Source organism: Pseudonocardia lutea, from assembly GCF_042658055.1.
Classification (GTDB): Bacteria; Actinomycetota; Actinomycetes; order Mycobacteriales; family Pseudonocardiaceae; genus Pseudonocardia; species Pseudonocardia lutea.
In genome coordinates, this window is sequence record NZ_JBHSQK010000006.1 from 62,797 (window position 1) to 80,095 (window position 17,299).

Annotated in this window: 17 protein-coding genes and 1 tRNA gene; 11 read left to right on the forward strand and 7 right to left on the reverse strand. The window is 74.6% G+C overall.

Annotated elements, in window-relative coordinates; all coding sequences use genetic code 11:
* Positions 1-42 precede the first annotated feature (42 nt).
* Together ACFQH9_RS02760 and ACFQH9_RS02765 are read left to right on the forward strand one after the other, a co-directional pair.
* Positions 43-693: a GNAT family N-acetyltransferase gene (locus tag ACFQH9_RS02760; protein WP_379563827.1), complete on the forward strand. Its 651-nt coding sequence runs from the start codon at positions 43-45 to the stop codon at positions 691-693.
* 96 nt (positions 694-789) lie between these two features.
* Positions 790-1,098: a DUF2695 domain-containing protein gene (locus ACFQH9_RS02765; protein WP_379563829.1), complete on the forward strand. Its 309-nt coding sequence runs from the start codon at positions 790-792 to the stop codon at positions 1,096-1,098.
* Positions 1,099-1,107: 9 nt separating this feature from the next.
* On the opposite strand, the gene ypfJ is transcribed toward ACFQH9_RS02765, so the two are convergent.
* Positions 1,108-2,049, reverse strand: a complete 942-nt coding sequence (gene ypfJ / locus ACFQH9_RS02770; protein WP_379563831.1) for a KPN_02809 family neutral zinc metallopeptidase — start codon at positions 2,047-2,049, stop codon at positions 1,108-1,110.
* A gap of 203 nt (positions 2,050-2,252) precedes the next feature.
* On the opposite strand from ypfJ, the gene ACFQH9_RS02775 reads away from it, so the two are divergent.
* The 3 genes from ACFQH9_RS02775 (at position 2,253) to ACFQH9_RS02785 (ending at position 3,510) form a co-directional block, all read left to right on the forward strand.
* Positions 2,253-2,744: a MarR family winged helix-turn-helix transcriptional regulator gene (locus ACFQH9_RS02775; RefSeq protein WP_379563833.1), complete on the forward strand. Its 492-nt coding sequence runs from the start codon at positions 2,253-2,255 to the stop codon at positions 2,742-2,744.
* A gap of 39 nt (positions 2,745-2,783) precedes the next feature.
* Positions 2,784-2,868, forward strand: a tRNA-Ser gene (locus ACFQH9_RS02780).
* A gap of 396 nt (positions 2,869-3,264) precedes the next feature.
* Positions 3,265-3,510, forward strand: coding sequence for a hypothetical protein (locus ACFQH9_RS02785; RefSeq protein WP_379563835.1), 246 nt, complete (start codon positions 3,265-3,267; stop codon positions 3,508-3,510).
* Between the two features lie 8 nt (positions 3,511-3,518).
* Here the strand turns inward: ACFQH9_RS02785 and atpF are convergent, their stop codons facing one another.
* The gene (atpF, locus tag ACFQH9_RS02790; RefSeq protein ID WP_379563837.1) at positions 3,519-4,130 is read right to left on the reverse strand and encodes a F0F1 ATP synthase subunit B; all 612 of its coding nucleotides are present in this window, start codon (positions 4,128-4,130) and stop codon (positions 3,519-3,521) included.
* A gap of 143 nt (positions 4,131-4,273) precedes the next feature.
* Here atpF and ACFQH9_RS02795 point away from each other — a divergent pair, with 143 nt between their 5' ends.
* Entirely contained in the window at positions 4,274-5,410 is a 1,137-nt protein-coding gene (locus ACFQH9_RS02795) for a threonine synthase (protein ID WP_379563839.1), read from the forward strand.
* Here ACFQH9_RS02795 and ACFQH9_RS02800 read toward each other — a convergent pair.
* Positions 5,377-5,697 carry a YbjQ family protein gene (locus ACFQH9_RS02800; RefSeq protein WP_232868178.1) on the reverse strand — a complete coding sequence of 107 codons (321 nt, stop codon included), beginning with the start codon at positions 5,695-5,697 and terminating at the stop codon, positions 5,377-5,379. The two genes, ACFQH9_RS02795 and ACFQH9_RS02800, sit on opposite strands and share 34 nt — an antisense overlap.
* Positions 5,698-5,828: 131 nt before the next feature.
* Between ACFQH9_RS02800 and ACFQH9_RS02805 the strand changes: the two genes are divergently transcribed.
* Entirely contained in the window at positions 5,829-6,053 is a 225-nt protein-coding gene (locus tag ACFQH9_RS02805) for a hypothetical protein (protein ID WP_379563842.1), read from the forward strand.
* Positions 6,054-6,104: 51 nt separating this feature from the next.
* Here the strand turns inward: ACFQH9_RS02805 and ACFQH9_RS02810 are convergent, their stop codons facing one another.
* The 3 genes from ACFQH9_RS02810 to ACFQH9_RS02820 form a co-directional block, all read right to left on the reverse strand.
* On the reverse strand, positions 6,105-7,520 hold the full coding sequence (locus tag ACFQH9_RS02810; RefSeq protein WP_379563844.1) for an amidase: 1,416 nt from the start codon (positions 7,518-7,520) through the stop codon (positions 6,105-6,107).
* A gap of 52 nt (positions 7,521-7,572) precedes the next feature.
* Positions 7,573-8,907 carry an MFS transporter gene (locus tag ACFQH9_RS02815; RefSeq protein ID WP_379563846.1) on the reverse strand — a complete coding sequence of 445 codons (1,335 nt, stop codon included), beginning with the start codon at positions 8,905-8,907 and terminating at the stop codon, positions 7,573-7,575.
* A 95-nt stretch (positions 8,908-9,002) separates the two neighbouring features.
* A complete protein-coding gene (locus ACFQH9_RS02820; RefSeq protein WP_379563848.1) occupies positions 9,003-10,274 on the reverse strand; it encodes a M18 family aminopeptidase in 1,272 nt (423 codons plus the stop codon).
* A gap of 18 nt (positions 10,275-10,292) precedes the next feature.
* Between ACFQH9_RS02820 and mftG the strand changes: the two genes are divergently transcribed.
* The 4 genes from mftG to ACFQH9_RS02840 all read left to right on the forward strand — a co-directional run bounded on the left by mftG (position 10,293) and on the right by ACFQH9_RS02840 (position 16,092).
* Positions 10,293-11,765, forward strand: a complete 1,473-nt coding sequence (gene mftG, locus ACFQH9_RS02825) for a mycofactocin dehydrogenase MftG (RefSeq protein WP_379563850.1) — start codon at positions 10,293-10,295, stop codon at positions 11,763-11,765.
* Positions 11,766-11,942: 177 nt separating this feature from the next.
* Entirely contained in the window at positions 11,943-12,215 is a 273-nt protein-coding gene (locus ACFQH9_RS02830; protein ID WP_379563852.1) for a hypothetical protein, read from the forward strand.
* Positions 12,216-13,033: 818 nt separating this feature from the next.
* A complete protein-coding gene (locus ACFQH9_RS02835; protein ID WP_379563854.1) occupies positions 13,034-15,052 on the forward strand; it encodes a M3 family metallopeptidase in 2,019 nt (672 codons plus the stop codon).
* A gap of 107 nt (positions 15,053-15,159) precedes the next feature.
* Positions 15,160-16,092, forward strand: a complete 933-nt coding sequence (locus ACFQH9_RS02840) for an MsnO8 family LLM class oxidoreductase (protein ID WP_379563856.1) — start codon at positions 15,160-15,162, stop codon at positions 16,090-16,092.
* Here the strand turns inward: ACFQH9_RS02840 and ACFQH9_RS02845 are convergent.
* A complete protein-coding gene (locus tag ACFQH9_RS02845) occupies positions 16,022-17,245 on the reverse strand; it encodes a benzoate/H(+) symporter BenE family transporter (protein WP_379563858.1) in 1,224 nt (407 codons plus the stop codon). The two genes, ACFQH9_RS02840 and ACFQH9_RS02845, sit on opposite strands and share 71 nt — an antisense overlap.
* Positions 17,246-17,299 lie beyond the last annotated feature (54 nt).

Consider the following 17,299-nt stretch of genomic DNA (forward strand, 5'->3'; position numbering starts at 1 on the left):
TTCCGTCGTGGCCGCGGACGCAGTCCGGCAGGCTGGTGGGCCATGGTGGACACGGCCCCGCACTGGCCGCAGCGCGACCTCGTCCTGCGCACCCCGCGGCTCGAGCTCCGGCCCGACGACGACGCGGGTCTGGCCGAGCTGGTCGAGGTCGCCTACGCGGGGGTCCACCCGCCGGACCGGATGCCCTTCCTCGTCCCGTGGACGGACGCGGACCCGCGGTACCTGGGCCGCGGCACGCTGCAGCACTTCTGGTCGGAACGGGCGCGGTTCGCCCCGGAGGCCTGGGCGCTGCACTTCCTGGTGCGCCGCGAGGGCCGGGTGATCGGCGTGCAGAGCCTGACCGCGACGCAGTTCGCCGCCCGCCGCGAGGTGGACTCCGGCTCGTGGCTGGGGCTGGCGCACCAGGGCCGCGGCTTCGGCACCGAGATGCGGGCGGCGATCCTCGGGTACGCCTTCGACCACCTCGGGGCCCGGTACGCCCGCTCCGACGCGTTCACCGACAACGCCGCCTCGCTGCGGGTGTCGGAGAAGCTCGGCTACGTGCGCGACGGGATCTCGATCGTCGCGCCGCGCGGCGAGCCGGTGGAGAACGTGCGGCTGCGGGTGACGGCCGACCGATTCGTGCGGCCCGGCTGGGAGCTGGTGGTCGAGGGGCACGGAGCGGAGCTTGCCGGACTGCTCGGCGCGGCCTGAGGAGTTGTCCACAGCCCCCCGATCCTGTGGACGACTCCGCCGCAGGGGCGGCCCGGGCCACCGGGAGCGTCGGTGCCGGGGCCCAGCGTCACGCCCGTGACCACCCACGACCGTGACCCGAACCCCGACCGGACCTCCGGCCCGGTCCCCACCTCCCGTCCCCGTCCGGTCTCCGCCTGGCAGCGCGTCCTCTGCGTGGTGCTGGGCCTGGGCGCCGACCACGTCGACGGGCTGCGCCGGCGGCTCGCGGCCTGCCTCGCGCTGCGCACCTGCGACGGGTCGCTGCGCGAGGTGCGGCGCTGGGCCCGCGCCCACCGCGTCCCGTGGGACCCGCTGGAGGGCGGCCTGCACGCGCTCGGCGCCCGGTGCGACTGCGAGGCGCTGGAGGTGGTCGAGCGGGGATGAGGCGCCGGCTCAGCCGAGGTTGTTGGTGCTGAACGTGTCGCAGCGGGCCGGGTCGCCGGTGCGGTAGCCGGTGGTGAACCACTTCTCCCGCTGCGCCGAGGAGCCGTGCGTGAACTGGCTCCGGTCGACGCGGCCGCCGCCCAGGTTGCTCTGGATGTAGTCGTCGCCGATCCGGGCCGCGGTGTCCAGGGCGGCGGCCACGTCCGCGTCGGTCACGTCCGTGATCAGCGGCCGGCCCGAGGCCGTCGGGGTCGTGGTGGCGTGGTTGCCCCACACCCCGGCGTAGCAGTCGGCCTGCAGCTCCAGCCGCACCGAGCCCGAGGTCGGGCCGCTGTCGCCGGAGCGGACCTGGCGGTTCGTGCCGAGCAGGTTCTGGATGTGGTGGCCGTACTCGTGCGCGATCACGTACGCGCGGGCGAACGGGCCGCCCTGGGCGCCGAACCGCTGCTCGAGCTCCTGGAAGAAGGTGAGGTCGATGTAGACCTCGGAGTCGCCCGGGCAGTAGAAGGGCCCGACGTCCGAGGTCGCGCTGCCGCACCCGCCGGTGCTGACCTGGCCGGAGAAGAAGTTGGTGCGGGGCGCGGTGTAGGTCTGGCCGGAGCGGGCGAACGCGTCCGACCAGTAGCCGTCGAGCGAGTTGACCACCGCGGTCACCTCGCAGTCGAGGTTGGAGTTGGCATCGGCGCCGGTGCGGCAGCTCTCCGCGATCTGGGTGTTGTCCGCCGACCGTCCCGCGGGCAGCGCGGAGAGCCCGCCCGGCAGCGCGAAGCCGCCCGAGCTGCCGCCGCCCCCGCCCAGGGAGGAGAGCACGAAGAAGAGGATCAGGCCGACGATCCCGAGCCCGCCGCCGCCGAGGGCGACCCGGCCGCCGACCCCGCCGCCACCGCCGCCGCCGCCGCGCAGGTCGTCGATGGTCGACGTGTCCAGGTCCGCGTTCTCGTCGAACCGCATCCGTGCTCCTCCTCCGACGCCCGGCGGGTGACCCGCGGACCGACGACGAGATCCCACCACACCGGGCCGGTCGGGTCGACACGACGCGAGCGCCCCCGCCGGCACCGTGCCACAGCACCCGCTGCACACCCGCGCGCGGCGCCGCACCCGCGACCACGGATCACGGGTAGAGCGCTCCGGGGCCCCCAGTAGGGTGCGGAACTGTGTCGGATCACGCGTCGGAAGAGCCGCGGGCGTCCTCCACCCCGTGGCTGGACGAGGGCGAGCAGCGGTTCTGGCGCGCCTGGATCCTCTCCTCCACGCTGCTGGAGAACCGGCTGAACCGCGACCTCCAGGAGGGCCACGGCCTCTCCCACGGCGACTACGGCGTGCTCGTCGTGCTGTCCGAGCAGGAGGGGCACCGGATGCGGATGAGCGCCCTCGCCGAGATGCTCGCGCTGTCGAAGTCGCGGCTGTCGCACCAGATCTCGCGGATGGAGAAGGCCGGGCTGGTCCGGCGGAACGGCGACGTGTCCGACGGCCGCGGGATCTTCGCCTGCCTCACCACGCACGGCTACGAGCGGCTCGTCGCCGCCGCGCCCACGCACGTCACCGGGGTGCGCAAGTACGTCGTCGACCTGCTCGACGCCGAGGAGCGGGCCCAGGCCGCCGTCTTCATGGAGCGCGTCGCCGCCGGCCTGCGCGAGGGCTCGTAGCGCGACCCCGCTCCACGAGCAGCCGCTAGGCTGCCCGACGGAAGCGTGGCAGAGCGGCCGAATGCACTCGCCTTGAAAGCGAGAGACACGAGAGTGTCCGGGGGTTCGAATCCCTCCGCTTCCGCTGGTGGCGGGTGGCGCGTCCGGACCTGGACCACCGTCGGGAGGCACGGCATCGTGGCGAGGTGCCACCGCGCCGTCCTCCCGTCGACCCTGCGTGTGCCTCGTCCTCGGCGGTTCCCGGGGGTGTGTCGCGGGTGCGCACCCGGGCCGCCGTGCTCGCGCTCGCGGTGGCGGTCGCCGTGCTGGTCTCGCCGATGCCGACGCACACCTGGCAGGCGACGGCCGTGACCGCAGTCATCGGCGTGATCGGGGCGGTCCTCGCCGCGCCCGGACGCCTCGGGCGAGCGGGCGGACGTAGGCGGGTCACGCTCCGATCGGCGGCACCGTGGGGCGCGCTGGTCCTCGCCGTGTCGGCGCTGGAGATCGGTGCGCTGCTCGACCGACGTTCGGCGAGCTCGTGTCCGCCATCGCGGCCACGGTCCCCGGCCGGATCGCGCTCTTCGCGTGCTGGTGGTGGGTGGGCCGGCTGGCACTTCCTGGCCAGGAGCAGCGCCCACCTGGCCGCCCCCGTCGTCGATCCGCACTGACCGACCTGCGCTGCCGCGGGGCTCCCGGCCCGGCACCCCGCCACCCGACCCGTCCGCATCCGGTGAGAACGCGAGGTCCCCGCCGCGGGGTCGCGGCGGGGACCGTCGGTGGGTGAAGGAGCGCTCAGTTCGTGGCGGAGCGCTGCGAGCCCTCGAGCTCGGCGAGGTGGCGGTCGATCGCGGACGTGCCGCGGGCCGACAGGGTGGTGCCCAGGATCCGCTCGGCCATCTGCGTCGAGAGCGCGCCCAGGTCGGCGTGCAGCGCCTGCGCGGCGACGGCCCGCTGGGAGGCGATCTCCTCGTCGGCGCGGGCCCGGATGCCCGCGGCCTCCTGCTCGGCCTCGGCCCGCAGCTCGGCCTTGACCTCGGCGCCCTCGGCACGGGCGGCGTCGCGGATGCGCGCGGCCTCGGCGCGGGCCTCGGCGAGCTGCTGCTCGTACTGCTGCTTGAGCTCCAGCGCCTCGGCGCGGGTCTCCTCGGCGCGGGCCAGACCGCCCTCGATCCGCTCCTCGCGCTCGGCGTAGAGCTTCTCGAACTGCGGGAAGACCAGCTTCGCCAGCAGGAAGTAGAGGGCCCCGAAGCAGACCAGCCCCACGATCACCTGGGTGGTGTTCGCCCCGAGCGGCGGCGCGAAGCCGGTCATCACCAACAGCAGCAGCGCGAGCAGCGCGACGGCCACGATGGCCGACACCACCGTCGCCACGGCCGTGTGCCGGCCCGAACCCTGCGATGACATGCGGCCCCCTGAGGTCGTGGATCCGGGTACGACGTTATGTTGCCCGACCGGGTCCGCGCCACTACGAACCGGGTCGGCCTCGCGCCGGGGCGGGCCCCCGCGGTGTGTTCTCCCGCTCACCCGGTGCGCGAGGATGACGGGCGATGCTCCTCGACAGGTCCGGCCGCCGCTACCCGCTCGACGAGCCGCGCTGGCGCGGCGACGACGGCTCCCCGCTGATGGTCGAGCCGCTGCCGGGCATCACCCGGGACCGGGTGGACGCGGCCGTCCGCTCGCAGTGGCGCTACGCCGCGGCCCTGCCGCTCCCGCTGGAGCCGGTGACCCTGGGCGAGGGGGCGACGCCGCTGCTGCCGTTCCGGGTGCAGGACCTGGACCTCGGCCTCAAGCTCGAGTGGTTCAACCCCACGGCGAGCTTCAAGGACCGCGGCAGCTCCGTGATGGTCTCGCTGCTGCGCGCCCAGGGCGTCGGCGCGCTCCTCGAGGACAGCAGCGGCAACGGCGGCTCGTCCGTCGCCGCCTACGCCGCCGCCGCCGGGATCGCGGCCACCATCCTCGCGCCGGAGTCCACGTCGCCCGCCAAGATCCAGCAGAGCCGGGCGCACGGGGCCGCCGTCGACCTGGTCCCGGGCTCCCGCCAGGCGACCGCCGACGAGGCGGTCCGCCGCTCGGCCGAGGTCTTCTACGCCAGCCACAACTGGCACCCCTTCTTCCTGCAGGGCACCAAGCTGCTGGCCTACGAGATATGGGAGGACCTGGACTTCACCGCTCCGGACGCCGTCGTGCTGCCGTGCGGCGCGGGCAGCCTGGTCCTGGGCTGCCACCTGGGCTTCTCCGAGCTGCTCGCCGCCGGCGCGATCGACCGCCGGCCACGGTTGCTGGTCGCGCAGCCGCGGCACTGCAGCCCGCTCGTCGCGGCGTTCGAGGCGGGGGAGGAGGTCGTCGCGCCCGCGGCCTGGCCGCACACGATCGCCGAGGGCACGGCGATCGCCCAGCCGGTGCGGGACCGCGAGGTGCTCGCGGCCGTCCGGGCCTCCGGCGGCGCGATGGTGGCCGTGCCGGAGGGGGAGATCGGGCCGGCGGCCCTCGCCCTCGCCCGCCGCGGCCTCTACGCCGAGCCGACGAGCGCGCAGGTGGTCCCGGCGATCCGCGCGTTCCGGAGCCGGGGCGTGCTGCAGCCCGGCGAGCGGGTGGTCGCCGTGCTGACCGGCTCGGCGCTCAAGGCCGCGGACGCCCTCCGGGAACTGCTTCAGGCGGGTTCGACCGAGCAGGCGGTGCCGTAGGCGCAGACCTCCGACCAGGTGTCGCCCATCTCCGTGGTGTCGAAGCGCATCGCGACCACGGCGTTCGCGCCGTGCGCCTCGGCGGCCCGGGTCAGCCGGTCGATCGCCTCCTGGCGGCTGGACTCGAGGTTCTTCGTCATGCCCTTGAGCTCACCCCCGGCGAGCGACTTGAAGGCCGCCCCGAGCTGCGAGCCGACGTTGCGCGAGCGCACCGTGAGCCCGAAGACCTCGCCGTGGACCTGCGTGATCCGGTGCCCCGGGACGTCGTTCATGGTCGTGATGAGCACGGTTCCCCCCTCGGATCGAGGTGCCACCGTAGCGCCCGCCTCCCCAATCCTGTGTACGCATATTTCCCACCTGGCCCGGCTTCCGTCCGAGGTTCATGCTGATCCGGCACGGCACGAGAGAGGACGGACGGGTGAACGGCACCGAGCGGATGTCCTTCACCGAGCAGCACGAGATCAGGACGGCGGCCGCACGCGCCCGCCGGCTGTTCCCGAACCGGGTGGGGGAGCTGGTCAGCCGCGAGCTGATGGCCTACGCCGACTTCGGCCACCGGTTCACGCGGGACGCCCTGATCCCGGACCTGGCCGCCTGGATCCTCGAGTCGGAGCAGACGGACCACCGCGTCAGGGGGAGCTGACGCGAATCCCGCCGCCCCCGGCGCCCCCACGGGTGCCGGGGGCGACGCACGTCAGGCCACCAGCGGGGGCCTGCGCTCGCCGACCCGCGTGGCCTGCTCGAAGGCGTGCGCGGCGTGCAGCAGCGCCGCCTCGCCGCGGTGGCTCCCCACCAGCTGCAGCCCGACCGGCAGCCCGTCGGGCGTGAAGCCGCCGGGCACGGAGATCGCCGGGTGACCGCAGGCCGAGATCAGGTAGGCCGAGCGCATCCAGTCCAGGTACGAGCCCTGCGTGACACCCGCGATCTCGGTCGGGTACTCCATCTCCACCGGGAACGGGGGAACCTGCGAGACCGGCAGCGCGAGCAGGTCGTAGCTCTCGTAGAACCGCCGCATCCGGTGGAAGAGGGCGGAGTGCAGGAGCTCGGCACGGGCGACGTCGGCGCCGGTCAGCCGCCGTCCCTCCTCGATGTTGCCGACGAGCGTCGGCTTCATCCGGTCGCGGTGCCGGTCCAGCAACGGCCCCATCGACACCGCGAAGACCCAGGCCCGCAGGGTGCGGAACACCTCGTCGGCCCCGCGCAGGTCCGGGTCGGCGCGCTCCACCGTCGCACCCAGCTCCTCGAGCACCCGGACCTGCGGTTCCAGCGCCGCCGTGACGGCCGCGTCGACCGGGATCGACCCGCCCAGGTCCGGGGACCACGCCACCCGCAGCCCGGCCAGGTCCCGGCCCAGCGGCACGTCGAACACCGACCCCTTCTCCTCGATCGCGATCGGGCTGCGCGGGTCCGGCCCGGCCATGACGGACAGCAGGAGCGCGACGTCCGCAACCGTGCGCGCCATCGGCCCCTGCACGTTGAGGGTGGAGTAGGCCAGCTCGACGGGGTGCGACGGCACACGGCCGGGCGCCGGACGCAACCCGACGACGTTGCAGAACGAGGCCGGGTTGCGCAGTGATCCGCCCGTGTCGCTGCCGTCGGCGAGCGGGTGCATGCCCGTGGCCAGCGCGGCGGCGGCGCCCCCGGAGCTCCCACCCGCGCTGCGGCCGAGGTCGTAGGGGTTGCGGGTGACGCCGAAGAGCGGATTGAACGTGTGCGAGCCGGCCGCGAACTCCGGCACGTTGGTCTTGCCCAGCGTGATGGCGCCGGCCGCCCGGATCCGCTCGATCACGAGCTCGTCCTCGGCCGGGACGTGGTCCGCCAGGATCGGCGAGCCCTTCGTGGTGCGGATCCCCGCGGTGGCGTGCGTGTCCTTGTGCGCCATCGGGATGCCGTGCAGCGGCCCGACCGGCTCGCCCGCCGCCAGCCGGTCGTCGGCCACCGCGGCCTCGGCCAGGGCCTTCTCCGCGACCAGCGTGACGACGGCGTTGACCGCCCCGTTGCACGACTCGATCCGGTCGAGGTGGGCCGCGACCAGCTCGCGCGCCGAGATCTCCTTGCGGCGCAGCGCCGCCGCCATGCCGCGGGCGGTCTCGAAGCAGACATCCGTCACGGTCACGGACCGTATCTCCGGCCGCCCGGTTCGCCCGGTCCCACCCCTGCTTCTAGCCCTGGGTCACGGCCGCCTCCACCGACCTCTCGTCCGGGAGCGTGCGGCGCGGCATCACCAGCAGCGCGATCATGGCGATCACGCAGCAGATCACGATGTACCAGGCGATCCCCGTACTGGACCCGGTGTTCTTGAGGATGTACGCGGCGATCAGCGGAGCGGGCCCGCCGGCGATCACCGACGCGAGCTGGTATCCCAGGCCGGCGCCGCTGTAGCGGATGTTGGTGCCGAAGCTCTCGGCGATCAGCGCGGCCTGCGGGCCGTACTGCATGTCGTGGAAGATCAGCGACAGCACGATCGCCAGCAGCACCAGCCCGGCGACCCGGGTGTTCAGCAGGCCGAAGTACGGGAAGGCGAACAGCGCGGTGCACACGATGCCGATGCCGTACATGGTGCGCCGGCCGATCCGGTCCGAGAGCCAGCCGAAGAACGGCACGCTGAACAGCCCGATCGCCGCGGCGACCAGCGTGTCGTTGAGCAGTGAACCCCGGTTCAGCTGCAGCTGCTGGGTGCCGTAGCTGAGCACGAACGTGATGAACAGGTAGAAGGGGGCCTGCTCGGACAGCCGCACGAAGGCCGAGCTGAGGATCTCCCGCCACTGGGTGCGGAAGGCGTCGACGATCGGCAGCTTCACCACGGTCTGCTTCGCCTTGACCGCGGCGAACTCCGGGCTCTCCAGGACCCGGAGCCGGACGTAGAGCCCGACGCCGACGAGCACCACGCTCACCAGGAACGGCACCCGCCAGCCCCAGGTGAGGAAGGCCGGGCCGGTGGTCGCGGACATGAGCTGCACCAGCCCGGTCGAGATCAGCAGGCCGACCGGGACGCCGAGCTGCGGCCAGCTGGCCATGAACCCGCGTTGCTTGGCGTGGCCCCACTCCATGGCGAGCAGCACCGACCCGCCCCACTCGCCGCCGACGGCGACGCCCTGCACGATCCGCAGGATCGTCAGCAGGATGGGCGCGGCGAGACCGATCGCCGCGTACGTCGGCAGCACGCCGATCAGCGCCGTGCCGATCCCCATCAGCAGCAGCGTGATGATCAGGGTGGACTTGCGGCCGATCCGGTCGCCGTAGTGCCCGAAGATCGCCGCGCCGATCGGCCGCGCCGCGAAACCGGCGAACTGGGTCCCGAAGGCCAGCAGGATCCCGACGTAGGGATCCTCACCGGGGAAGAACAGCTTCGGGAAGACGAGCGCGGCCGCCGTCCCGTAGAGGAAGAAGTCGTACCACTCGATCGTCGTGCCGACGGTCGAGGCGAACACCGCCCGCCGTCGCTGCGACCGCTGGATCGCCTCGGCGTCGCGAGGGCCGCTCACCGTACCGGTCATCGTCTGCTCCCCGTCGTCGCGGAATAGACGGGCCGACGGTGACGCGTGGTGCGTGCGGCGTCAAACGGAAGCGTGACAGGAGTCCATTGAGCCCGTTATGTCGGGTCCGTGAGGAAGGCGGCGCCCGCGGCGGCGAGGTGGCCGGGGTCGTCGACGCCGCACAGCTCGCGGGCCGAGTGCATCGACAGCACCGGGATGCCGACGTCGACGGTCCGGATCCCGAGCCGGGTCGCCACGATCGGCCCCACCGTCGTTCCGCAGGGCATGGTGTTCTTGCCGACGAAGAACTGCGTCGGGACGCCCGCGCGCTGGCAGGCGCGGTGCCAGGCGGCGGCACCGGGCGCGTCCGTCGCGTAGCGCTGGTTGGCGTTGACCTTGAGCGTCGGTCCGCCGTTGGGGATGCTCCGGTGGCCCGGGTCGTATCGCTCCAGGTAGTTGGGGTGCGCCGCGTGGGTGACGTCCGCCGAGAGGCAGCGCGACGCCGCGAAGGCCCGCGCCCGGACGTCGAACCCGCCCGCGAGCCGGGTCAGCAGGGTCTCCAGCAGCGGGCCCGCGGCGCCGGTCGCCGTGCCGCTGCCGATCTCCTCGTGGTCGAAGCCGACGAACACCGGGATCACCCCGGTGCTCGACCGGGACGCCGCGAACAGCGCGGCCAGCCCGGCGTGCACCGAGGCCAGGTTGTCCAGGCGAGGGCAGGCCAGCAGCTCACCATCGCGGCCGAGCCGGGCCGGCGGGGTGAGGTCGTGGACCACGAGGTCGTGCGCGGCGATCTGCCGCGGGTCGACCCCGGCCTCGGCGGCGAGGAACTCGAGGAGGTCGCCCTCCCGGACCTCGCCGACGCCCCAGATCGGAAGCAGGTGCTGCTGGGCGTCGAGGGTGAGGCCCTGGTTGACCTGCCGGTCCAGGTGGATCGCCAGCTGCGGCACGCGCAGCAGCGGCCGGTCGACGTTCACCGGCACCACGGTCCCGTCGAACAGCGCGAGCCGGCCGGCCAGCCCCAGGTCGCGGTCCAGCCACGAGTTCCACAGCGCGCCGCCGTAGACCTCCACGGCGACCTGCCGCCAGCCCGCCGCGCCGGTGTCCGGGCGCGGCTTGACCTTCAGCGTGGGCGAGTCCGTGTGCGCGGCGAAGATCCGCAACGGCGAGCCCGGCCGGGCGCCGTCGCCGACGTGCCAGGCCAGCAGGGTGCCGTCCCGCACCAGGTACCGCCCGCCCGGCGAGTCGTCCCACTCCTCGGTCTCGACCTGCTCGGTGAACCCCGACCCGCGCAACCGCCGGACCGCCTCGGCCACCGCGTGGTACGGGGTGGGGGAGGCGGAGACGAAGTCGGCGAGGTCGCGCGCGGCACTGCTGTCCCGGGGGCTCACGTGCGGCATCCTCGCACCGTGACCGACCCCGGATACGACGTGGTGGTGGTCGGTGCGGGCTCGGCCGGGTGCGCGCTGGCCGGCCGGCTGGCCGAGCGCGGCGACCGCTCGGTCTGCCTGGTCGAGGCGGGACCGGCCTCCCGGCTGCCGGACGTCACGAGCGCCGCGTCGCTCGCCGCCACCGCCCCCGGGCACCCGCTGAACTGGGAGTACGCCGCGCGGCTGGTGCGCGGCCGGATGGTCTCGGTGCCCCGCGGGCGGGTGGTGGGCGGCTCCTCGGCGATCAACGGGTCGTACTTCGTGCGCGCGGTGCCGCAGGACTTCGCGGACTGGGCGGTCCCCGGCTGGTCCTACGACGACGTCCTCCCGTACTACCGGCGCTCGGAAGCCGACCTCGACCTCGACGGGCCGGTGCACGGCGCCGCCGGGCCGCTGCGGGTTCGCCGGCCCGCCGGGCACCTGCTCGCCCCGGTCACGCCGGTGTTCCTCGGCGCCTGCGCCACGCTCGGCTATCCCGACGAGCCCGACAAGAACGCCGGCGGACCGCCCGGGGCGGGGCCCGTCCCGTCGAACGCCGCGGAGGGCGTGCGGATCAGCGCCGCGACGGCCTACCTCCCGCCGCCGTGGGGCGCGGCGCCGGAGACGCCCACGCTGACCGTGCGGCCGGAGGTCCGGGCGCTGCGGGTGCTGCTGGCGGGCGACCGCGCCCTCGGCGTCGAGACGACGGCGGGCACGATCCGGGCCGGGGAGGTGGTGCTGGCGGCCGGAGCCGTGGGATCGCCCCACCTGCTGCTGCACAGCGGGGTGGGACCCGAGCCGGTGCTCCGGCAGGTCGGCGTGCCGGTGCGGGTGGAGCTGCCGGTCGGGCAGGGATGGTCCGACCACCCGAGCGTCTACCTGCCCTTCCGGTGGCCCGGGCCGCCGCCGCACCCCGACGCCGTCGCCGGGCAGGCCGCGCTGAACCTGGACTCGGGCTCCGACCCGGCGGGCGACCTGGAGATCCTGCTGTTCGCGCGGCCCTTCAGCGAAGGCCGCGAGGTGCACCTGATGTGCGCGCTGCAGCGCCCCGAGAGCCACGGCGACCTCACCATCACCTCGGCCGACCCGCTCGCGCCGCCGCTGCTGGACTACCGCTACCTGCGCACCGAGGCCGATCGACGACGGCTGCGCGCCGCGATCCGGATCGCCGCGGACCTGCTGCGGGTCGCCGGCCTCGACCGCGCGGTACCCGAGGGTTGGGTGCTCGGCAACGACGTGCGGCTCGACGGCTGGATCCGGGAGGTCCTGACCACCTCCGTGCACCTCTGCGGCAGCGCCGCCCTCGGCCGGGTCGTGGGCCCGGACCTGCGGGTGCACGGGTTCGCCAACCTGCGGGTGGCGGACACCTCGGTGCTCCCGGCGGTCCCTCGGCGCGGCCCCGCCGCCACCGCCGTGATGATCGGCGAGCGGGCGGCGGAGCTGCTGGCCGGGCCAATATGGACAAGTACGTAGTTGCCACCTCGCGCTCCGGGGCGTGAGCCCGGTACGCGTCCCGCCGGCGTGCGGGGCCGACCCCGAGGAGGACACCGGTGTCGGAGACGGGCAGGACGAACATCGTCGTCACGTGGACGGTCGGTCCGGACGAGGTCGCGGAGGGCGACCGGATCTTCACCCAGCCACGCGAAGTGGATGACCGGCCATCCCCGGGAGGGCGAGGAGGCGCCGCTCTCCTACACGATCTCGAAGGGGCCGGAGCTCTCCGACCCGGTGGACCCGAACTCGGCGCCGACCGGGAACACGATCTTCGTGCTCAACGAGGTCCATCAGGGTCCCGCCGGCGTGCCCGAGCACTGGCGGCAGGCGATCGAGAGCTGGGAGGACCCGCCGGCGTTCATGGCGTGGAGCAGGCGGAACACGGTCTCCACCCTGCACGACGGCGTGGTGGTCCAGTCGCTCTGGTGAGCCGCCGGGTGACGCCGGGAGCCGGCCCGCGGACCCACGACACCCTCGAGCACACCCGGACCGGGCCCACCCGCTCCTGGGCGTACTGCCACCCCCGCTCGATTCGGCCACACCCTCTCCGAATAGGACACGCCGCTCCGCGTCGGGCTGCCGCACCCGCTCGCGTCGCTACATCCCTTCGGGTGGGACACACCGGTGCGGGTGGGGTTGCCGCCCCCGCGCGCGTCCGGCACACCCTTCCGAGTGGGACACACCGGTGCGGGTGGGCTGGCGCACCCGCTCGCGTCCGGCACACCCTGCAGGGCCCGGCGTCACAACCGGTCAGAGCGCGATACACCCCGTCGACAGGGTGTGTCGCGGCCGCCGGGGTGTGGCGTGGCCGCCGGGGTGTGGCGTGGCCGCCGAGGCATAGCGTGCTGCGCTCGCCGGGGCATGTCGCGCTGGCCGGGGCATGTCGCGCTGGCCGGGGCATGTCGCGCTGGCCGGGGCATGTCGCGCTGGCCGGGGCAGGTCGCGCTGGCCGGGGTGCCTCGTGCCCGCCCGGGTGTGACGCGCCCGGAGGGATGTGACAGCGGTCGGCGCCTGGCCGCGCCGCGCGACCGCGGACCCGCGGATGCCGGGGTGAGCGCGCCCGTGTCCGCAGGGCCGATCAGCTCGCACACCCCGGTAGGCCTCGCACACCCCGGTAGGCGTGGTACTGCCCGTCGACCGGGTGCGCCGCCGTCGTTGCGGGTGTGCCGGCGGGGCCGAGCGGGTGTGCCGGCCCGGCCCGCCCGAGCCCGACCCTCCGGCGCCGCGGCCCGGGCTAGCGTGGGGGGATGGCGAACCCCTTCCTCGCGCCGAGCGAGCTGCCCTACGGCCTGCCGGACTTCGCGGCGATCACCGACGAGGACTACCTGCCGGCGTTCGAGGCGGGGATGGCGGAGCAGCGGGCCGAGGTCGAGGCGATCCTGGGGTCCGGCCCGCCGACCTTCGCCAACACCATCGAGGCCCTCGAGCTCTCCGGCCGCACGCTCGACCGGGTGTCGCGGGTCTTCTTCAGCCGCGCCGGCGCGCACACCACCCCGCGGATCGAGGAGGTGCGCGCCGCCGTCGCCCCGATGCTCGCCGCGCACGCCGACGCGATCGCCCTGGACCCGCGGCTGTTCGCGCGGATCGCGGAGCTGCACGTCCAGCGCGACGAGCTGGGCCTCGACCCGGAGTCGCGGCGGCTGCTGGAGCGCCACCACCGCGACGCCGTCCGGGCCGGGGCCGAGCTGGACGAGGCCGACAAGGAGCGGCTCAGCGCGATCAACGCCGAGCTGTCCTCGCTGTCCACGACCTTCAGCGCCCGCCTGCTCGCCGGGGCGAACGCGGCGGCGGTGCACGTGCACGACGTCGCGAAGCTGGACGGGCTGTCCCCGGGCGCGATCTCGGCGGCGGCGGCCGCGGCGAAGGACCGCGGGCACGGCAGCGGCTTCCTGATCACGCTGGTGCTGCCGACCGGTCAGCCGGTGCTCGAGTCGCTCACCGACCGGGAGCTGCGGCGCGAGATCTTCGAGGCGTCGATCGGGCGCGGCGCGCAGGGCGACGAGAACGACACCCGGGAGGTCGTGCTGCGGCTCGTGGCGCTGCGCGCGGAGCGCGCCCGGCTCCTGGGCTTCCCGAGCCACGCCGCCTACGTGATCGACGACAACACGGCGGGCTCGGTCGACGCCGTCGCCGCGATGCTGGCCGACCTCGCGCCGGCCGCGATGCGCAACGCCGACGCCGAGGCCGGCGAGCTCGCCGCGGCCGCCGGGCACGCGCTCGAGCCGTGGGACTGGGCGTTCTGCGCCGAGCGGGTGCGCCGGGAGCGCTTCGAGGTCGACGCCGCGCTGCTGCGCCCCTACCTGGAGCTGGAGCGGGTGCTGGTGCACGGGGTGTTCCACGCGGCCGAGGAGCTCTACGGGATCCAGTTCCACGAGCGCCACGACCTGCCGACCTACCACCCCGACGTCCGGTACTGGGAGGTCTTCGACGCGGACGGCACCCCGCTCGGCCTCTACGGCGGCGACTACTACGCCCGCGAGTCCAAGCGCGGCGGCGCGTGGATGAACGCGCTCGTCCCGCAGTCCGGGCTGCTCGGCACGCGGCCCGTCGTGATGAACACGCTCAACATCGCCAAGCCGGCCGAGGGCGAGCCCACGCTGCTGACCATCGACGAGGTCCGTACCCTCTTCCACGAGTTCGGGCACGCCTTGCACGGGCTGTTCTCGGCCGTGCGGTACCCGACCTTCTCCGGGACGTCCGTGCCGCGGGACTTCGTCGAGTTCCCCTCCCAGGTCAACGAGATGTGGCTGGAGCGCCCGGAGATCCTCGGCCGGTACGCCCGCCACCACGGGACCGGCGAACCGCTGCCGCCCGAGCTGCTGGAGAAGCTGCTGGCCAGCCGGGCCTACGGCGAGGGCTACCGGACCACCGAGTACCTGGCGGCCTCGCTGCTGGACCAGGCCTGGCACACGCTCAGCGTCGACGACACCGTCGAGGACGTCCTGGCCTTCGAGGCCGAGGCGCTGCGCAAGGCCGGCATCGCGCACCCGCTCGTGCCGCCGCGCTACCGCAGCACCTACTTCAACCACGTCTTCGCGGGCGGGTACTCGGCCGGCTACTACTCCTACATCTGGTCCGAGGTCCTCGACGCGGACACCGTCGAGTGGTTCGAGGAGAACGGCGGGCTGCGCCGCGAGAACGGCGACCACTTCCGCCGCGAGCTGCTGTCGAAGGGCGGCAGCGTCGACGCGATGGAGGCCTATCGCGCCTTCCGCGGCCGCGACCCCCAGATCCGCCCGCTCCTGGAGCGCCGCAACCTGACCTGATCCCGCGAGTCGGCACTCTCACGCGACCGAACCGCACTTCTCGGGACCTTCCGGGATGTGCGACTCGGTCGCCGAATACCGCCGACTCGCGGGGCGTTGGGAGGTGTGTGCGTCTCTCGCTGCTGGATCGGTCGCGGACGAGGGCCGGGGAGCCGGACTCCGCGGCGCTGCGCCACACCGTCGAGCGGGCGCAGCGGGCCGAGGAGCTCGGCTACCACCGGTTCTGGGTGGCCGAGCACCACGCGGTCCCCGGCATCGCGAGCGGCAGCCCCGCCGTCCTCATGGCCGCGGTGGCCGCCGCGACGTCGCGCATCCGCGTCGGCTCCGGCGGGATCATGCTGCCCAACCACCAGCCGATGGTCGTGGCCGAGCAGGTCGGGGTGCTGGCCGCGCTGCATCCCGGCCGGATCGACGTCGGCGTCGGGCGCTCGCTCGGCTTCACCGCACCGGTCCGGCACGCCCTGCGGACCGACGGCGCCGACACCTTCCGCGAGGACCTCGACGAGCTGCGCGCCTACCTCGACGGCACCGCGCCCGTCACCGCCCGCCCCCGGCTCGACGCGCCGGTCCCGCTGTTCGTGCTGGCCACGGGCAAGGGGCTGGCGGTGGCGGGGGACCTGGGACTGCCGGTCGTCGTGGGTGGGCCGGTGCTCGACGACACCCCGGCCGGGGCGGCGGCGCTCGCGGACTACCGCGACCGCGCGGGGGATCGGGCCTGCATCGTCGTGTCGCTCGACGTGCTCGTGGGCGACCCGGAGCTCGCCCTGCCCGAGGCCTGGGCGCTGGCGGCGGCGCGCAGCACCGGCGAGTTCCCGCCGCTGGAGCCGCCGGACCCGGACCGGCCGCTGTCCACGCGGCAGCGGACCACGATGGAGGGCGCGCCGCGCCGCACGATCGTGGGCGACCAGGAGACCGTCGCCACCCGGCTCGACGCGCTCCTCACCCGCACCGGGGCCGACGAGCTGCTGGTCAGCTCGTCGACCTTCGACCGGGCCGCCCTCGCGGAGTCCGACGCCCGGCTGGCCGCCCTGCTGAGCTGACCGTCCGGGTGCGGCGGCGGTGCAGGAGCAGCATCGCGCCGCCGGCGAGCAGGCCCCAGAACGCCGAGCCCAGACCGAGGAACGACACCCCGGCGGCGGTGACCACGAACGTCACGATCGCCGCCTCCCGGCCCTCGGGTTGCGCGACGGCCGAGGTCACCGCCCCGGCGAGCGCGCCCAGCAGGGCGAGCCCGGCGACCGCCTCCACCAGTACCGGTGGGGAGAGCAGCAGCAACGCGGTGGCCAGCCCGGCGCCCAGGCCCAGCACCGCCAGGCCCAGCCCGGCCGTGACCGAGGCGATCCACCGCCGGTCCGGGTCCGGGTCGGCGTCGGGCCCGGCGGCCAGCGCGGCGCTGATCGCGGCGAGGTTCACCGCGTGCCCGCCGAAGGGGGCGGCGCCGAGCGTCGCCAGCCCGGTCGCGACGAGGATCCCGCGCAGCCGCGGCACGAAGCCGTACTGCGCCATCACGGCCATGCCCGGCACGTTCTGCGAGGCCATCGTGACCAGGAACAGCGGCAGCCCGATCCCGATCAGGGCGGACGGCGTGAAGACCGGCGCGGTCCACTCCAGGCGGGGCGCGAGGTCCACCCCGTCGAGACCCGGCCCCGTGAGCGCGATGCCCGCGATCGCCACGACCAGCGCGGCCGGCACCGCCCACTGCCGGGCGAACCGGGCCACCAGCGCCCAGACGACGATCACCGGCGCGGCCAGGAGCGGCACGTCGTGCAGGGCCCGGACCGGCGCGAGGCAGAGGTCGAGCAGCACCCCGGCCAGCATCGCGGCCGCGATCGGCCCCGGGATCGCCGCGATGAGCCGCCCGAGCGGGCGCACCAGCCCGGCGACGACGATCAGCACCCCGCACAGCAGGAAGGCGCCCACGGCCGCCGGGAAGCCGCCCTCCGGGGCACCGGACGAGATCAGCAGCGCCGCCCCGGGCGTCGACCACGCGATGCTCACCGGCATCCGGGTACGCAGGCCCAGCACGAGCGCGACGATCCCGGAGCCGATTGCGACCGCCAGCAGCCCCGACGCCGCCTGCGCCTCCGACGCGCCCGCCGCCCGGAGCCCGGTGAGCACCACGGTGAACGAGCCGCCGAACCCGACGATCGCCGTGACCACGCCGGCCAGCACCGGTCGAGCGATCGCACGCACCACGCCTCCTCCCGCCCCGTTCCGTTTACGGAACGGCGGCCGGGATGGGACGAT